Source organism: Nonomuraea sp. NPDC001684, from assembly GCF_053596515.1.
Genome location: NZ_JBSFGJ010000240.1, coordinates 1 through 14,736 on the forward strand (window position 1 = coordinate 1; position 14,736 = coordinate 14,736).

Annotated in this window: 17 protein-coding genes and 1 pseudogene; 9 read left to right on the top strand and 9 right to left on the bottom strand. The window is 70.5% G+C overall.

What is annotated here, in order from left to right; translation table 11 throughout:
- The coding region (locus ACWCSD_RS32350; protein WP_449920527.1) for a glycoside hydrolase family 3 protein at positions 1-1,329 on the bottom strand (1,329 nt) is incomplete at its 3' end.
- 190 nt (positions 1,330-1,519) lie between these two features.
- On the bottom strand, positions 1,520-2,674 hold the full coding sequence (locus ACWCSD_RS32355; RefSeq protein WP_397160941.1) for an acetyl-CoA C-acetyltransferase: 1,155 nt from the start codon (positions 2,672-2,674) through the stop codon (positions 1,520-1,522).
- Between the two features lie 98 nt (positions 2,675-2,772).
- On the opposite strand from ACWCSD_RS32355, the gene ACWCSD_RS32360 reads away from it, so the two are divergent.
- Entirely contained in the window at positions 2,773-3,444 is a 672-nt protein-coding gene (locus tag ACWCSD_RS32360; RefSeq protein ID WP_352363105.1) for a TetR/AcrR family transcriptional regulator, read from the top strand.
- Positions 3,441-4,121 carry a DNA alkylation repair protein gene (locus ACWCSD_RS32365; RefSeq protein ID WP_352363103.1) on the top strand — a complete coding sequence of 227 codons (681 nt, stop codon included), beginning with the start codon at positions 3,441-3,443 and terminating at the stop codon, positions 4,119-4,121. Before ACWCSD_RS32360 ends, ACWCSD_RS32365 begins: the two co-directional genes overlap by 4 nt.
- Before the next feature lie 6 nt (positions 4,122-4,127).
- Here ACWCSD_RS32365 and ACWCSD_RS32370 read toward each other — a convergent pair whose 3' ends face one another.
- Positions 4,128-4,967, bottom strand: a complete 840-nt coding sequence (locus tag ACWCSD_RS32370) for a LysR family transcriptional regulator (RefSeq protein ID WP_397161082.1) — start codon at positions 4,965-4,967, stop codon at positions 4,128-4,130.
- Between the two features lie 82 nt (positions 4,968-5,049).
- On the opposite strand from ACWCSD_RS32370, the gene metE reads away from it, so the two are divergent.
- Positions 5,050-7,209, top strand: coding sequence for a 5-methyltetrahydropteroyltriglutamate--homocysteine S-methyltransferase (metE, locus tag ACWCSD_RS32375; RefSeq protein WP_449920531.1), 2,160 nt, complete (start codon positions 5,050-5,052; stop codon positions 7,207-7,209).
- Here the strand turns inward: metE and ACWCSD_RS32380 are convergent.
- The 3 genes from ACWCSD_RS32380 to ACWCSD_RS32390 form a co-directional block, all read right to left on the bottom strand.
- Positions 7,200-7,751 carry a GNAT family N-acetyltransferase gene (locus tag ACWCSD_RS32380; protein ID WP_387681951.1) on the bottom strand — a complete coding sequence of 184 codons (552 nt, stop codon included), beginning with the start codon at positions 7,749-7,751 and terminating at the stop codon, positions 7,200-7,202. The two genes, metE and ACWCSD_RS32380, sit on opposite strands and share 10 nt — an antisense overlap.
- Before the next feature lie 52 nt (positions 7,752-7,803).
- Positions 7,804-8,718, bottom strand: coding sequence for an ABC transporter permease (locus ACWCSD_RS32385; RefSeq protein ID WP_449920534.1), 915 nt, complete (start codon positions 8,716-8,718; stop codon positions 7,804-7,806).
- Between the two features lie 99 nt (positions 8,719-8,817).
- Positions 8,818-9,660 (bottom strand): alpha/beta fold hydrolase, encoded by an 843-nt coding sequence (locus ACWCSD_RS32390; protein WP_449920537.1) that lies wholly within the window; start codon positions 9,658-9,660, stop codon positions 8,818-8,820.
- Positions 9,661-9,727: 67 nt separating this feature from the next.
- On the opposite strand from ACWCSD_RS32390, the gene ACWCSD_RS32395 reads away from it, so the two are divergent.
- The 4 genes from ACWCSD_RS32395 to ACWCSD_RS32410 all read left to right on the top strand — a co-directional run bounded on the left by ACWCSD_RS32395 (position 9,728) and on the right by ACWCSD_RS32410 (position 10,967).
- Positions 9,728-10,204 carry a MarR family winged helix-turn-helix transcriptional regulator gene (locus ACWCSD_RS32395; protein WP_449920539.1) on the top strand — a complete coding sequence of 159 codons (477 nt, stop codon included), beginning with the start codon at positions 9,728-9,730 and terminating at the stop codon, positions 10,202-10,204.
- 144 nt (positions 10,205-10,348) lie between these two features.
- On the top strand, positions 10,349-10,555 hold the full coding sequence (locus ACWCSD_RS32400; protein ID WP_387660029.1) for a hypothetical protein: 207 nt from the start codon (positions 10,349-10,351) through the stop codon (positions 10,553-10,555).
- A 59-nt stretch (positions 10,556-10,614) separates the two neighbouring features.
- On the top strand, positions 10,615-10,755 hold the full coding sequence (locus ACWCSD_RS32405; protein ID WP_449920548.1) for a hypothetical protein: 141 nt from the start codon (positions 10,615-10,617) through the stop codon (positions 10,753-10,755).
- Positions 10,756-10,790: 35 nt separating this feature from the next.
- Positions 10,791-10,967 (top strand): hypothetical protein, encoded by a 177-nt coding sequence (locus tag ACWCSD_RS32410; RefSeq protein ID WP_449920542.1) that lies wholly within the window; start codon positions 10,791-10,793, stop codon positions 10,965-10,967.
- Between the two features lie 59 nt (positions 10,968-11,026).
- On the opposite strand, the gene ACWCSD_RS32415 is transcribed toward ACWCSD_RS32410, so the two are convergent.
- Both ACWCSD_RS32415 and ACWCSD_RS32420 read right to left on the bottom strand, forming a co-directional pair.
- Entirely contained in the window at positions 11,027-11,239 is a 213-nt protein-coding gene (locus ACWCSD_RS32415) for a hypothetical protein (RefSeq protein ID WP_397160956.1), read from the bottom strand.
- A gap of 451 nt (positions 11,240-11,690) precedes the next feature.
- Positions 11,691-12,803: an IS30 family transposase gene (locus tag ACWCSD_RS32420; RefSeq protein ID WP_387683455.1), complete on the bottom strand. Its 1,113-nt coding sequence runs from the start codon at positions 12,801-12,803 to the stop codon at positions 11,691-11,693.
- Positions 12,804-13,285: 482 nt separating this feature from the next.
- Here ACWCSD_RS32420 and ACWCSD_RS32425 point away from each other — a divergent pair, with 482 nt between their 5' ends.
- Positions 13,286-13,753, top strand: a complete 468-nt coding sequence (locus tag ACWCSD_RS32425) for an NUDIX domain-containing protein (RefSeq protein WP_397160960.1) — start codon at positions 13,286-13,288, stop codon at positions 13,751-13,753.
- Positions 13,754-13,887: 134 nt separating this feature from the next.
- A pseudogene (locus ACWCSD_RS32430) lies at positions 13,888-14,013 on the top strand (IS630 family transposase); the annotation flags it as partial.
- 23 nt (positions 14,014-14,036) lie between these two features.
- Here the strand turns inward: ACWCSD_RS32430 and ACWCSD_RS32435 are convergent.
- Complete coding sequence (locus ACWCSD_RS32435; protein ID WP_397160962.1) at positions 14,037-14,576, bottom strand: GNAT family N-acetyltransferase; 540 nt, start codon at positions 14,574-14,576, stop codon at positions 14,037-14,039.
- Positions 14,577-14,736 lie beyond the last annotated feature (160 nt).

Sequence of the window (14,736 nt, forward strand, 5' to 3'; positions counted from 1 at the left end):
GTCGGAGCGGGCGGGCAGGCCCATCTCCACGACGACGGCGTCCGGCCGGGCGCTGAGCAGGTGCCGCAGCGCCTCGCCCTGCCAGGCGTAGCGGTGGGCGTCGCGGACCACGATCACCAGCGGGCGCTGCGCCGCCTCGCCGATCAGCCGCTCCAGCCTGGCCCCGGTGGTGTCCCCGGCCGCCAGCCGGGTGACGGCGGTGCCGGGCAGCAGCCGTCCGAGCGGCTCGCCGACGCCCCACGGGGTGCCCTTGTCGATGGCCAGGTTCATCTCGGGCGTCAGCTCGACCACGTGCGCCGCCCCGGTGAGCGGCAGCACGGGGGCCGTGGACCTACGGGTGACGCGGACGGCCCGGCGGGCGGCGGAGAGCCCTAGGTAGCCGTCCTCCGGTACGGGGCTGCCCGAGGAGGTGGTCCAGGCGGCCAGCTCGCGGACCCTGCGTGCGGCGTCGGCCAGTCGCTCCTCGGGCAGCAGTCCTTCGGTCACGGCGGCGGCGATGGCGTCGCGGACCTCGACGGCGGTGGCCTCGTCGGCCCGCTCGCCGCCCACGCAGATCGCGTCGGCCCCCGCGGCTATGGCGCGGGCGGAGGCGCCCCCGATCCCGTACGCCCCCGACACCGCGGCCATTTCTATGCCGTCCGTGATGATCATTCCCTGGAAGCCCAGCTCCTCGCGCAGCAGGCCCGTGAGGACCTTGGGGCTGAGCGTGGCGGGCAGCTCGGCGTCGTAGGAGGGCACCAGCAGGTGGCCGGTCATGATCGACCTGACCCCCTCCTTGATCGCCTCCCGGAACGGGAAGAGCGCCTCCTCGATGCCGGCGTCGGCCACCACGGGCACGCCGTGGTGGGAGTCGACGGTGGTGTCCCCGTGGCCGGGGAAGTGCTTGGCGCAGGCGGCCACCCCGGCCGACTGCATGCCGCGGACGAACGCCCTGGTGTGCCGGGCGACGAGCGCGGGGTCGGCTCCGAAGGAGCGCAGGCCGATGACCGGGTTGTCGGGGTTGGAGTTGACGTCGGCGGACGGGGCGAAGTCGATCGTGATGCCCGCGGCCGCCAGTTCGCCGCCCATGTCCCTGGCCAGCGCCTCGGTGAGGCCGACGTCGTCCACGACGCCGAGCGCGTACCCGCCGGGACGGCTGCTGCCGGTGCTCACCTCCAGCCGGGTGACCTCGCCGGACTCCTCGTCGGTGCCGACGAGCACCGCGGGGTTCTCCGCGCGCAGCGCGGCGGTGAGCCGGGCGACCTGCGCGGGGTCGGCGATGTTGCGGGAGAACAGCACCACGCCGGCCAGTCCCTCGCCGAGTCGGCGGCGGATCCAGTCCGGAGGCATCTGTCCCGCGAAACCAGGGAGGAGGACGGCGTCGGCGAGGCGAAGAAGGTCACCGCTGAGGGGCATGACCCGAAATCTAATAGGAAAGTTTCCTATTTGCTAGAGGCATTTTCTGATGTCAGCCCGGTTCCTTCCGTGTCTTATTCAACCATTGCTGCAAATGCTCACTTCAGTTGCGCGGCGCGGCCTTTCAGCCGAGGCGTTCGATGACGGTGACGTTCGCCTGTCCCCCGCCTTCGCACATCGTCTGCAGGCCGTACCGGCCGCCGGTGCGTTCGAGTTCGTGCAGCAGCTTCACGGTCAGGACCGCGCCGGTCGCGCCGAGCGGATGGCCGAGCGCGATGGCGCCCCCGTTGGGGTTCACCCGGGCCGGGTCGGCGCCGGTCTCCTTGGTCCAGGCCAGCACGACGGAGGCGAACGCCTCGTTGATCTCGATCGCGTCGAAGTCGTCGATGGCCAGACCGGTCCGGGACAGGGCGTGGGCCGTGGCGGGGATGGGCGCGGAGAGCATCATGATCGGGTCCGCGCCGCGCGCCGAGAGGTGGTGCACGCGGGCGCGCGGGGTCAGCCCGTGGTCGCGTACGGCCCGGGGCGAGGCGACCAGCAGCGCCGCCGCGCCGTCGGAGATCTGGGACGCCAGCGCCGCCGTGAGCCGCCCCCCTTCGGTCAGCGGCCGGAGCGCGGCCATCTTCTCCGGCGTGGTGTCCCGGCGGGGCGCCTCGTCGTCGGCGACGTCCTCATAGGGGACGATCTCGCGCCGGAAGCGCCCCTCGTCCACGGCCCGCAGCGCGCGGCGGTGGGACTCGTAGGCATAACGCTCCATGTCCTCGCGCGACAGGTCCCAGGCCACCGCCATCTGCTCGGCACCGGCGAACTGGGAGACCTCCGCCGTCCCGTAGCGGGCGGACCAGCCCTTGGACCCGGCGTACGGGGTCTCGTGCCCGAGCGGCCGGCCCGCCAGCATGGCCGAGGAGATCGGGATCATGCTCATGTTCTGCACGCCGCCCGCCACCACCAGGTCGCTGGTGCCCGACAGCACGGCCTGGGCGGCGAAGTGCAGTGCCTGCTGCGAGGAGCCGCACTGGCGGTCGACGGTGACGCCCGGCACCTCCTCGGGCAGCCCGGCGGCCAGCCAGCAGGTACGCGCGACGTCCCCGGCCTGCGGCCCGATCGTGTCCACGCAGCCGAAGATCACGTCCTCGACGGCGGCGGGATCGGCGTCCGCGCGGTCCATCAGCTCGCGGAGCACGTGCGCGCCGAGGTCGGCGGGGTGGGCCGCGGCCAGCCCGCCGTTCCTGCGCCCGACGGGGGTACGGACGGCGGCGACGATGTAAGCCTCGTTCATCCCCGCATCCTAACAAGCGCTTGGTAAGCAAGATAATGCCCCACGAGCTGGGCCTGACGTGTGAACAAGCGATTGTCTGAGGGCTCATAATGGGAAACGTGACCACGCGAAAGAACTCCGGCACCACCACGTCACCGGCGAAGCGCCAGCGCGCCTCCTCCACTGGGGCGGCCTCAGAGCGGCGCGACCACCTCGTCAAACTCGCCGCGGAGCTCTTCGCGCGCAAGGGCTTCCAGGCCACGACCGTACGCGAGATCGCCGACGAGGCGGGCATCCTGTCCGGCAGCCTCTACCACCACTTCGACTCCAAGGAGACGATCGTCGACGAGGTGCTGTCCACCTTCCTCGACGACCTCATCGCCCGCTACCGCGCCGCCGTCGACACCAGCTCCGACGCCCGCACGGTCCTGTCGGAGATGGTCCGCATCGGCTTCGGCACGCTGGAGCCCCACCGCGCCGCGATCACCGTCATGCAGAACGACTGGAACTACCTGCGCCAGTTCGAGCGCTTCAACTACCTGGTCAAGGCCGAGGACGAGGTCGAGCAGATCTGGGTGACCCAGATCAAGGCCGGTCAGGCGGCCGGGCTGTTCAGGGCCGACGTCGATCCCAAGCTGACCTACCGGATGATCCGCGACACCATCTGGGTGGCCGTGCGCTGGTTCCGTCCCGGCGGCAGGCTCAACACCACCGCGCTGGCCGAGCACTACATCACGGTGCTGTTCGACGGGCTCGCCACCGGCGAGCGCACGACCCAGCGTCAGGGATGAGCCTGGGCAAGGCGGTGCGGCTGGCCCTTGAGGAGGTCGCCGAGCCGGACAAGGCCGAGCCGATGCGCGCGTACATGAAGTCGGAGATGCCCTTCCTCGGCGTGCAGGCCACGCCGAGGCGGGCGGCGCTGCGGCGGGTGTTCGCCCGCCACCGCATCGACTCCGCGCCCGAGTGGCGGCGCGCGGTGCTCTCGCTGTGGCGGGAGGCCGAATACCGCGAGGAGCGTTACGCCGCCGTCGAGCTGACCGGCCACCACTACTACCGCGACTTCCAGACCCTCTACACCGTGCCGATGTACGAGGAGATGATCGTCACCGGCGCCTGGTGGGACCTGGTCGACGAGCTGGCCACCCATCGCGTCGGCGACCTGCTGGCGGCCTTCCCCGACACCATGCGCCCGCTCATGCTGGAGTGGGCGGCCGACGCCGACCTGTGGAAGCGCCGCACGGCGATCCTGTGCCAGAACCGCTTCAAGTCCCGTACCGACACGGCCCTGTTGTACGCCTGCATCGAGCCCAGCCTGTCCGACACCGACTTCTTCGCCCGCAAGGCCATCGGCTGGTCCTTACGCGAGTACGCCAAGACCAACCCCGACGAGGTCATCCGGTACGTCCGCGCCAAGGGCATCTCCGGCCTGAGCCGCCGCGAGGCCCTGAAGAACCTGCCTGTGAGTTAGCCGTCCTCATCTGGTCCAGAGCGCGTCCTGCACCGCCTGCACCAGCGCCATCAGCTCCGGCGTCACCCGCTCCCGCGCCCAGGCCAGCGCGTAGGTGATGCGCAGCTCCCCCGCCTCCAGCGGCACGAACCGCACGTCGTCCCGTCTGACGGACCTGACCAGGAGCTGCGGGATCGGCAGCACCCCCGCCCCGGCGGCCACGAGATCGAGCGCGGCGGCGAAGTCGTCGTCGGCCACCATCCGCGCACGCCCCGGCAGCCCCGCCCACGGCCGGTTCCCCGGCGTCAGCAGCACCTGGCCGCCCAGGTCGTCCGGCGTGACCCTGCCGTGCCCGGCCAGCCGGTGCCCGAGCGGGACGGCCAGATGGTCCACGGACACGTGGAAGCGGGCCGCCGTGACGAACTGCGCGGGCGCCGGCGTGGCCAGGATCGCGGCCGAGACCTCCCCGCTGCCCAGGGCCTGGGCCGCGACGCCCCGTCCGGCCACGACGAGTTCCACGCCGATCGCCGGGGCGCGCCCGGCCAGCCGTCTGGCGATGCGCGCGGCGAGCGCGCCCACCAGCGGTGGATAAGCCAGGTGAATGGTCGGCCGGGCCAGTCTGGCGGCTTCCGCGGTGAACGCCTGGGCCGATTCGAGCACCTGCCGGGCGTACGGCAGCAGCCCCTTCCCTTCGGCGGTCAACCGCACCTCGCGGGCGTTGCGCTCGAAGAGCCTGACCCCGGCGGCGCGTTCGAGCCGGGTGATGGCCTGGCTCACGGCGGGCTGCGACATGCCCAGGTCGGCGGCGGCGGCCGAGAAGCCGAGCCGCTCGGCGACCAGGAGGAAGCAGTGGATCTCCTTGAGCATAAGCAGCACTTATCGATGATGCACCACCTAGGCCCCGCCGGACACGATTCCCGCATCTGACCGACGTGATCGAGGAGCTGAGATGTCGCCATTCCCCACGTCCACGGTGCTCGGGTACCCGAGGATCGGGCCGCGACGGGAGCTGAAGCGGGCCCTGGAGTCGTACTGGGACGGGCGGTCCGGCCGCGCGGAGCTGGAGCGGACGGGCGCGGAGATCAGGGAGCGGACCTGGCGGCGGCTGGCCGAGCTGGGCCTGGACGGGCTGCCGTCCAACACCTTCTCCCTGTACGACCACGTGCTGGACACGGCGGTGCTGCTGGGCGCGGTGCCCGAGCGTTACCGCGCGGCCGAGGACCCCTACTTCGCGATGGCCAGGGGCACCGAGGGGCTGGCGCCGCTGCGGATGACGAAGTGGTTCGACACCAACTACCACTACATCGTGCCGGAGATCGGCCCGGAGACCGTCTTCAAGCTGGACGCCGCCAAGCCGCTCGCCGAGGTGCGCGAGGCCCGCGCGCTCGGCTACGAGACGCGGCCCGTCGTGGTCGGGCCGGTGACCTTCCTGCTGCTGGCCGGGGCGCCCGAGCGGCTGGAGGACGTGCTCGGCTGCTACGAGGAGCTGCTCGCGGCGCTGGCCGCCGAGGGCGTCGAGTGGGTGCAGCTCGACGAGCCGGCGCTGGTCGGCGACCGCACGCCCGAGGAGCTGACGGCCGTGCGGCTCGCCTACGACCGGCTGGGGTCGGCGGCCGTCCGCCCGGGGCTGTTCGTGGCCTCCTACTTCGGCGACCTCGGGCCCGCGCTGCCGGTGCTGGCCGGCACGCCCGTCGAGGCGGTCGGCGTGGACCTGGTGCGCGGCGGCGCCGTGCCCGACCTGCCGGGCAAGACCGTGGTCGCGGGCGTGGTGTCGGGCCGCGACGTGTGGCGCACCTCGCCGGAACGCGCCCTGGCCGCCCTCGGCGGCGTGCGCGCGGACCGGGTGACGGTGAGCACGTCCTGCTCGCTGCTGCACGTGCCCTACGACGTGGACGCCGAGCCCGACCTCGATCCGGCGCTGCGGGAACGGCTGGCGTTCGCCGAGCAGAAGGTGGCCGAGGTGGTGGCACTGGCCCTCACCCTCGCCGAGGGGCCGGACTTCCGGGGGCCGGTCCCGGCCGCGCCCTCGGTGCCGCTGACCGCGCCGGCCGCGCCGCAGGAGCGGGCGCCGTACCCGGTGCGGGCCGCCGCCCAGGCCGCCCACCTGGGCCTGCCCGTGCTGCCGATCACCACCATCGGCTCGTTCCCGCAGACCGGCGAGCTGCGCGCGGCGCGGGCGGCCGTGGCGGCCGGGACGCTGCCGGAGGAGGACTACGAGCGGCGCGTCGAGGCCGAGATCGAGCACGTCGTCAGGCTGCAGGAACGCCTCGGCCTGGACGTGCTCGTGCACGGCGAGCCCGAGCGCAACGACATGGTGCAGTACTTCGCCGAGCACCTGGACGGGTTCGCGGTCACCAGGAACGGCTGGGTCCAGTCGTACGGGTCGCGCTGCACCCGGCCGCCGATCCTGCACGGCGACGTCGGCCGTCCCGGGCCCGTCACCGTGCGCTGGGCCTCCTACGCGCAGTCGCTCACCGCCAAGCCGGTCAAGGGCATGCTCACCGGGCCGGTGACGATCGTGGCCTGGTCGTTCGTCCGCGACGACCTGCCGCTGCGGGACGTGGTGTTCCAGGTGGCCGACGCGGTGCGCGAGGAGGTGCGCGACCTGGAGGCGGCCGGGGTGTCGATCATCCAGGTGGACGAGCCCGCCCTGCGCGAGCTGCTGCCGCTGCGGCGGGCCGCGCAGGCCGACTACCTGGAGTGGGCGGTGGCGGCGTACCGGCGGGCCACCTCGGGCGCGGCCGACCGCACCCAGATCCACACCCACCTGTGCTATTCGGACGCCGACCAGATCCTGGCCGCCATCGACGGCCTGGACGCCGACGTCACCACGATCGAGTCGGCCCGTTCGGGGGCGCGCATCCTGGGCGCGGTGCGCGCGTTCGGCCGCGGCCTCGGCCCCGGCGTGTACGACATCCACTCCCCGCGCGTGCCCGGCGCGGACGAGGTCGAGGACCTGCTGCGCAGGACGCTGGCGGCGCTGCCGGCCGAGCGGGTCTGGGTCAACCCCGACTGCGGGCTGAAGACGCGCACGTACGAGCAGGTGGAAGCCGCGCTGGCGCACGTCGTCGAGGCCACCGGGCGGCTGCGGGCCGAGCTTCAGCCGTAGCGCTCGGTGAACTCTTCGACCGTCATCCCGAACAGGATCCCGTCGTCGTAACGCCCGGCGGCGAAGCGGCTCCTGCGCCGGCGGCCCTCCTCGACGAAGCCGAGCCGCCGGTGCAGGGCCTGCGACGGTTCGTTGGAGCTGTAGACCCACGCCTCGGCCTTCTGGAAGCGGCGCTCGGCGAACATGTAGCGCAGCAGCAGGACGATCGCCTCGCTGGCGTAGCCCTTGCGATGGTGGGGGGTGCCGATGGAGATGCCGTAGCAGAACGTGCCGTGCACGCGCTCGACCTCGTGCGTGTTGAGCATGCCGACCGGGCGGCCGTCGGCCGCGTCGGCGATCACCAGGCGGAGCTCGTCCATGTCGGGCTCCTGCTCGGCCAGCTCCCTGGCCCACTTCTGGGCCTGGGCGGCCGAGCGGGGCGGAGGCAGCCGCCAGCCGTTCCTGGCCGCGTCGGTGTCCTCCTCGAAGGCGAAGAGCGCCGCCCAGTCCTCCGGTTCGATGGCCCTCAGGCGCACGCGCTCGCCGACCCACGCAGACGTCATGACGTGGAGCAAACCAGAGCACGCCCCCCGCGCGCGAACCCTTTTCCGGCCCTCACCCGCGCCCGTACGCGTCCTCGGCCCGCCAGAAGTACCAGAGCCCGAGGGCCAGTCCGGCGACCGCCCAGAACCCGCAGCTCAGCCAGACGAGCGGGCGAGGGCTGGCGGCGTGGATCAGGATGTCGCGCATGAACTCGATGGTGGAGGCGGCGGGGTTGAGATACATGACGTCGGCCACCCACTGCGGCAGCCCGACCCCGCCGACCGGCTCGCCGGTGACCGGGTCCGGATATCCCACGATCTTGTACTGGATCGAGAAGAAGACCCCGGAGGCGTACAGCCAGGTCCGCAGGACGAACGGCAGGAGCTGGTTCACGTCGCGCAGCGAGGCCCCCAGCCGCGCCAGGACCAGGCTCAGCCCGATGTTGAACATCGTCTGCAGGAGCAGGGCGACCGGGACCAGCAGCCAGAACCAGGTGGGGAACTCCCCCATGACGACCACGAGGAGGAGCAGCACGCCCATGGAGACGGCCGCCTGCCGCAGTTCCTGAAGGGTGTAGGCCAGGGGCAGCGCGGCGCGGGGGAAGTGCAGGGCGCGGATGAGCGAGAGGTTCCCCGAGACGGACTTGGCCCCCGCCGAGGCCGACCGCTGGCTGTAGGTGAAGACGAACATCCCCGTGACGAGGAAGGCCGCATAGTTCTCGATGTGCTCGTGTCCGCCCAGGACGAGGCCGAACATGACCCAGTAGATGCCGGCGTTCAGCAGCGGCGTCACCACTTGCCACAGTTGACCGAGCGCGGAGGCGGAGTACTTCGAGGCGGTGCGCGAGGTCGCGTACACCAGGATGAAGTGCCGGCGTTCCCATAATCGGCGCAGGTAGACGTGCATGTCCGGGCGGGCCATGGATCGCCGCAACCCGTTCCGGGTCGCGAGGGCGGCGAGTGATTCCTGTTCGGGCGCGGATGGCATGGGAGTCTCCTCACGGCCTGCTGCGTCGCGGAATGCCCAGGAGTCTAGGTTCCCGGGCGGCGAGACGGGCGTCCTGGCGCGCCTTCGAGGGGCGTCGGGTCAGGTGGCTCGTCCGTCGAGGAAGTCGACGACGCGGGCGTTGAGGTCGGCGGGCTCGTGCCACGGCATCGCGTGATGGGACAGGCGCGGCAGCACCGCGGTCCGCGCGCCCGGCAGCAGGCGGGCGGCGGCCGACGCGACGCGGTGCGGGGAGTGCGCCTTGCCGCGCCCGGCGACGAGCACGAGAGCGGGCGTGGTGAGCGCGCGCAGCGATCCGGGCTCGGGCCGTTTCCCGGTGACGACCTTCGTGTCCGGGAACTCCGCGGCCAGGCCGTAGAGCCGCAGCCAGGCGGGGTCGGCGGGCGCGCCGCCGGTCTCCCACTCCAGGAAGGCCCGCGCGCGCGAGGCCGTCGGCCGCAGCAGGGTGGGCAGCGCGCGGGCCAGGTATCCGGCCCGGAACCCGCCGAAGCACTGCGTCGGGTCGAGCAGGACGAGCCGCTCGACCCGCCGGGGTGCGTGGAGTGCGTACGTCAGGGCGATCCACCCGCCGTAGGAGTGTCCGCACACCGCGGCGCCGTCGATGCCGAGGCCGTCTAGCACGCCGTCCAGCCAGCCGAGCAGGTCGCGAGCGCTGCGCGGGGGGCGTTCGCCGCGGACGCTCCGTCCCGGCTCGCCGATGCGGTCGACGGCGTACACGCGATGACGGCGGGCGAACGCGGCGACGTTGGCGTACCACATCGCCGCCGTGGTGCCGCCGCCGTGCAGCAGGACCAGCGGCGGGCCGTCGGCGGGGCCGCACGCGTTCACCCGGGTCGTGCCGTACGCCGAGACCAGGTCGATGGGCTCGACCGGAACCGGCCAGCGTTCGAGGACCGCGTCGTAGGCGGAGAGGAAGTCCGACATGCCGCACCTCACTGAATAGCTTGCTGAGCAATAATCTCGCCGAGCGAGATAATGCCATACTGGTGGCATGACGACGCCGCCGGAGCATGCCGGGAACGCGCACGATCAGGACGCCGGGATGCGGCTGGTCCATCTGCTGCGCGCCGTCACCGTGGAACTCGACCGCATGGGCGAGCGGTTCGCCGCCGCGCACGCCCTGCACCCGACCGACGTACGCGCCCTCATCTGCCTCCTCGACGCCGCCCGCACCGGCACCCCCGCCACCCCCGGAACGCTGGGCACACACCTCGGCCTCAACTCCGCGGGCACCACGGCGGTGGTGGACCGTCTGGAACGGCTCGGTCACGTCCGCCGGGAACGCGACACCCGGGACCGGCGGCGGGTGCTGCTGAAGGTCGACGAGAGCGCCGTCACGCTCGGCTGGAGCTTCTTCGGCCCGCTCATCCAGGAGATCGTCACCCTCATGGGCCGGTACGACACCACGGAACAGGCCACCATCGAACGCTTCCTCAGCGACGTCCACAAGGCCGTCACCCGGGGTTAGGCCGGCGGCGCAGGCGAGTCTCGCTGTTGCCGCCTGCCCGGTCGGCCTCACCTCCAGCGAGCCCGAGCTCGACGGGACGACCTTCCCCCGCCAGGACAAGGGTGTCCCAGGCTCAGGACGCTCATGTCTCGTAGACTGGATGGCATGAGCGTGATGCGCGATGAACTTCATCACCTGGTGGACCGGCTGCCCGAAGAGAAGGTCGCGCCTCTGCTCCGTCTGGTCCGGGATCAGCTCGACGAGCAGCAGGCGGTAAGGGACTTGCCGTTCATCGGAATGCTCGATGCGGAGCCGGATTTCGCGGAACGCGCCGAGGAGATCCTGCGGGCGGAGGACAATCACCCTTTGTGATCGTCCTTGACACAGGCCCGTTGGTCGCGGCGCTCAACAGCAAAGACAGGCACCATGAGGTGTGTGCACGCCTTCTGCGTACGCATCCGGGTCCGTTGCTCGTCCCGTCCACGGTGGTCACCGAGGTGTGTCAGCTGGTGGAGAGGCGGCAGGGCAGTGCAGCGGAGGCTTCGTTCTTGCGAACCTTCGGGCAGGTCTGAACCTGGTCGATCTCACTGAGCAGGACCTTCGGCGTATGAGCAGGTTGGTCGCCGCCTATGCGAGCCTGCCTCTGGGCGCGGTCGACGCCTCCGTCATAGCGATCGCCGAACGGCTCAACACTCCAGAGGTGGCCACGCTCGATCGCCGGCACTTCACGGTGGTGCGCCCGCACCACACCCATTCACTGCTCCTCCTGCCAGAAAGACTCTGAGAACGACTGCTTCGGGGGCGGCGGGACAGGCATGGCGTGCCCAGTCGGCCTCCGTCTGATCAGTTGCTCGTCGTGGGTGAGCGCGACTCGTGGAGGCTGCTCTCGGCCTGGAGGTTCCCGACCAGTTCCGCCAGGGTCGCCCCGCAGCGGACGTTGGAGAGCCCGCTGTCCCTGGACACGAGGGGGACGCGGAACGCGACCCAGCCGCCGGTCACGTCGATGATCCGCCACCCGGGAAACCTGCCGAGAACTTCCTGGACTGTCAGGCTCATGCCCGTGCTCCCACGGCGAGCGCGCCGCTCTGATGCGACCTGCACGGTTCCGCGCAGCGGAGAGCGACTCGCCGTGCCGCTCTTCCCGACCCCGGAAGTGGGTGCCTCGACTCCTGCTGTGGGTTCATCCACCTGCCTCCAGTGATGCCGGTCCCGGTACGCCAAGTGAAGCCAGATGCAGCGGACCTTCCAACCTCGCCGCAGCCCGTTGCCGGGACGTGTCACGGCAACGGAAACGTCCCGGGACGGCCTTGAAACGTCCCGGACGTTCGCGTCCACTGGATGCGTGAACGAGCGCCTACGCACAGCGATGCTCCGTCATGGTGTGGCCCTGGAGGACCTGGCCGAGACCTGCGGCGTCGAACCCAAGACAGTCGAACGCTGGATCAACACCGGCCGTGTTCCGCACCGTCGGCACAGGTGGGCGGCGGCGAGACTGCTGACCTTAGATTCAAAGAGTCAAGGCAACACATTGGGCCGGGGTTCGGTAGCCGAGGCACTTGCGTGGGCGGTTGTTCAGCCGGGCGGCCAGGGCGTCAAGGTCGGCTTGGCTGTACAAGCTCAGATCGGTGCCCTTCGGCAAGTACTGCCGGATCAGTTTGTTCGTGTTCTCGTTCGTGCCCCGCTGCCATGGGCTGCGTGGCGCCGCGAAAAAGACGTCGATGCCGGTCGCTTCCGTCAGCAACTGGTGGCCGGCGAGTTCCATGCCGCGGTCCCAGGTCAGAGTGCTGAGTAAGCGTGCATCCATCCGTGTGAACGCCTGCTGCAGGGCGGGGATGACCGTCGTGGTGTGGCGGCTGGGTAGCGCGACCATGGTCAGGTAGCGGGACTTGCGGTCGACCAGTGTCGCGATCTGGCTGTTTTTGGCTCCGATGATGAGATCGCCCTCGAGGTGGCCGAGCTCGGTTCGGGAGTTGGCGGCGTCAGGCCGTTCCTCGATCGGCCGTGCCCCGGTGATCTGCGAACGCCATTGGCCCTTGACCGTGTTCTTCTTGTTCTTGCGGATGGGACGGCGCGTGCGCAGTTTGGTGCACAGCTCGCGCGGGATCAGTTTCCACCGGGTCGTGTAGATCGCACGGTAGATGCTCTCGTGGCTGATCCGCATCAGCGGGTTGCCGGCGTGCATTAGCCGCAGATGCCCCACGATCTGCTCCGGCGACCACTCGTTGTCGAGTAGTTCGATCACCAGCCGGCGCAGCACCGGGTTGTCCTGCAGGGCGGAGGGCTTTGGGCGACGTGCCTGCTCTTGAGCGCGTTGGTCGGCGGCGACCGCACGGTACTTCGCGCGGCCACCGTTGCGGGCGACCTCCCGGCTCACCGTGGACGCCGAGCGTCCGATCGACACGGCGATCGACCGTAGTGAGGCTCCAGCCTCCAGACCGCGAGAGATCGATTCCCGCTCCTCGGCGCTCAAACGGTCGGCTCGGCGCACCCGCTCGACCGGCGCGATGCCGCCGTGGTGCTTCAGCACCGTGAAAACCGACCCCGGGGGCTTGCCCAGTGCCCGGGAGATCACGCTGATTGACTCACCGGCGCGCCACCGCCGCCACAAGTCTTCTTTCATCGCGTCTGTCATTCCCGGCCGACCCATCCGAGCCACGATCCACCCATCCACATGCAGTGTTGCGTTGATCGTTTGAATCTAAGGACAGCTGACGAGACCTACCTGTGGCCCGACGTGCTGGAAAGCAGCGGGGCTCGCCGGGGCAGGGCGAACCGGTCGGAGCTCGTGGAGGTCTTTCCCGACCGTGCCAGCGTGCCTCGTGAGCTCTGGCTACGGCTTCTCACCGATGTTCAGGAGCGGGTGGACGTCCTCGTCTTCTCAGGGACGTTCTACGCCCAGACGCACGCGTCGCTGTTCCGTTTACGACGACGACATCTTGGTCAACCCGCACGCGTACGGAGAACCAGCCTCCGCCAACCCGACCTTCCACTTCCATCGCCTCGACGGAGGGACCATGGCCGAGCACTACATGTCATCGTTCGAGCGCGTCTGGGCCGAAGCCGTTCCGTGGTCCGGCGCGGAAGTCTGAGGAGGCATTGCTCATGGGACGAGTCGAGTACTGGAACGACCCGGACGCCCCGAAGGCGAACACCCTGGTGCCGGCCTGCGGCACGGTGACCGTGGACGACGCCGGCCGCATCCTCATGCAGCGCCGGCGCGACACCGGCCAGTGGGCGTTGCCGATGGGCAAGATGGAGATCGGCGAGACCCCCTCACAGTGCGCCGTACGGGAGACGGAGGAGGAGACCGGCGTCCGCGTCGAGCCCACCGGCCTCCTCGGCGTCTACTCCGACCCGAGCCACATCGTCGCCTACACCGACGGCGAGGTCCGCCAGGAGTACGAGGTGATGTTGATCGCCCGCCCGGTCGGCGGCCGTCCGGAAGCCAACGACGAGGCGAGCGACGTGCGTTGGGTTGAGCCGGGCGAACTGCACACGCTCGACATCCATCCGACCCAGTGGCGACAGCTCAACGACTATCTGGGGCAGAGGCATCCGCACGTCGATTGAGGTCGGCGGGTTACGGCGGCAGCGTCTAGTGGATCATTCCTGACGGGTGGTGCAGGCGCCGGAGGTCGGCGTAGCGGGAGGCAATCCGGCGCGCGGCCAGTGATGGCTCGACGGCCGGATGGCGGGCGTACAACATGCGCCGGCGCAGCGCCGACACCCGTCACCCCGACGTACTCACCGCCCAACGCAAGGAACGCATCCGCATCCGCAGCGAGAAGGGCATCCGATGGGGCGGACGCCCCGTCTCCGCCGCAGCCTGATCAAACGACCCTGGTGGAGAACGTCAGATGCTCGCACTACGGGCGATGCGGTACAGCACGTTCGGACGCAGTGGCCCTTCGGGCTCGGTGGGGTCGTCGAAGTCGTCGGCCGGGTCCCGGGTCATGCCGATCCGGCGCATCACCGCCTGGGAACGAAGGTTGGTGGCCGTTGTGACAGCGAGGATCTCAGGAAGCTCAAGAGCGTCGAAGCCGTGGGCCAGGATTGTCAGCGCAGCCTCGGTGGCGTAGCCCTGGCCCCAGGCCGAGCGGGCGAGCCGCCAGCCGATCTCCACTCCTGTGAACGGCATGTGGTCGTCCACTTCGTCCAAGCCTGCGAAGCCGATGAACTGGCCCGTGGCCTCCACCTCAACCGCCCACCACCCGTAGCCTCGCTGGTCGAACTCGGCCTGAAAGAGCGACACGGAGGCGTCGCTCTGTTCGCGGGTAAGCAGGTCGCCCAAGTGCTCCCGGACCTCGGGATCGGCGTTCATGGCCGCCCACGGTTCAAGGTCGGAGTCACGCCATCGGCGCAGGATGAGGCGCTCGGTACGCAGTTCAGCCATGCTGACCAGCCAACATGAGCCTTGGCCCCCAGGCAATCAATTTTCTTGCGTGACACCGCCTCCCAGAAACACGGGCCGCTCCTAGGGCCAACGAAGCGACCACCGATCCGGCGAACGTATCCGGTCAGAGCACTGGCGCCTGGCGGCGCCATGGCGCCGC

Excerpts from the sequence above, each read along its gene's own strand:
- ACWCSD_RS32355 (WP_397160941.1), bottom strand. The coding sequence starts at position 2,674 with ATGAACGAGGCTTACATCGTCGCCGCCGTCCGTACCCCCGTCGGGCGC.
- ACWCSD_RS32365 (WP_352363103.1), top strand. The coding sequence starts at position 3,441 with ATGAGCCTGGGCAAGGCGGTGCGGCTGGCCCTTGAGGAGGTCGCCGAG.
- ACWCSD_RS32370 (WP_397161082.1), bottom strand. The coding sequence starts at position 4,967 with ATGCTCAAGGAGATCCACTGCTTCCTCCTGGTCGCCGAGCGGCTCGGC.
- metE (WP_449920531.1), top strand. The coding sequence starts at position 5,050 with ATGTCGCCATTCCCCACGTCCACGGTGCTCGGGTACCCGAGGATCGGG.
- ACWCSD_RS32380 (WP_387681951.1), bottom strand. The coding sequence starts at position 7,751 with ATGACGTCTGCGTGGGTCGGCGAGCGCGTGCGCCTGAGGGCCATCGAA.
- ACWCSD_RS32385 (WP_449920534.1), bottom strand. The coding sequence starts at position 8,718 with ATGCCATCCGCGCCCGAACAGGAATCACTCGCCGCCCTCGCGACCCGG.
- ACWCSD_RS32390 (WP_449920537.1), bottom strand. The coding sequence starts at position 9,660 with ATGTCGGACTTCCTCTCCGCCTACGACGCGGTCCTCGAACGCTGGCCG.
- ACWCSD_RS32395 (WP_449920539.1), top strand. The coding sequence starts at position 9,728 with ATGACGACGCCGCCGGAGCATGCCGGGAACGCGCACGATCAGGACGCC.
- ACWCSD_RS32400 (WP_387660029.1), top strand. The coding sequence starts at position 10,349 with ATGAGCGTGATGCGCGATGAACTTCATCACCTGGTGGACCGGCTGCCC.
- ACWCSD_RS32410 (WP_449920542.1), top strand. The coding sequence starts at position 10,791 with ATGAGCAGGTTGGTCGCCGCCTATGCGAGCCTGCCTCTGGGCGCGGTC.
- ACWCSD_RS32415 (WP_397160956.1), bottom strand. The coding sequence starts at position 11,239 with ATGAGCCTGACAGTCCAGGAAGTTCTCGGCAGGTTTCCCGGGTGGCGG.
- ACWCSD_RS32420 (WP_387683455.1), bottom strand. The coding sequence starts at position 12,803 with ATGAAAGAAGACTTGTGGCGGCGGTGGCGCGCCGGTGAGTCAATCAGC.
- ACWCSD_RS32425 (WP_397160960.1), top strand. The coding sequence starts at position 13,286 with ATGGGACGAGTCGAGTACTGGAACGACCCGGACGCCCCGAAGGCGAAC.
- ACWCSD_RS32435 (WP_397160962.1), bottom strand. The coding sequence starts at position 14,576 with ATGGCTGAACTGCGTACCGAGCGCCTCATCCTGCGCCGATGGCGTGAC.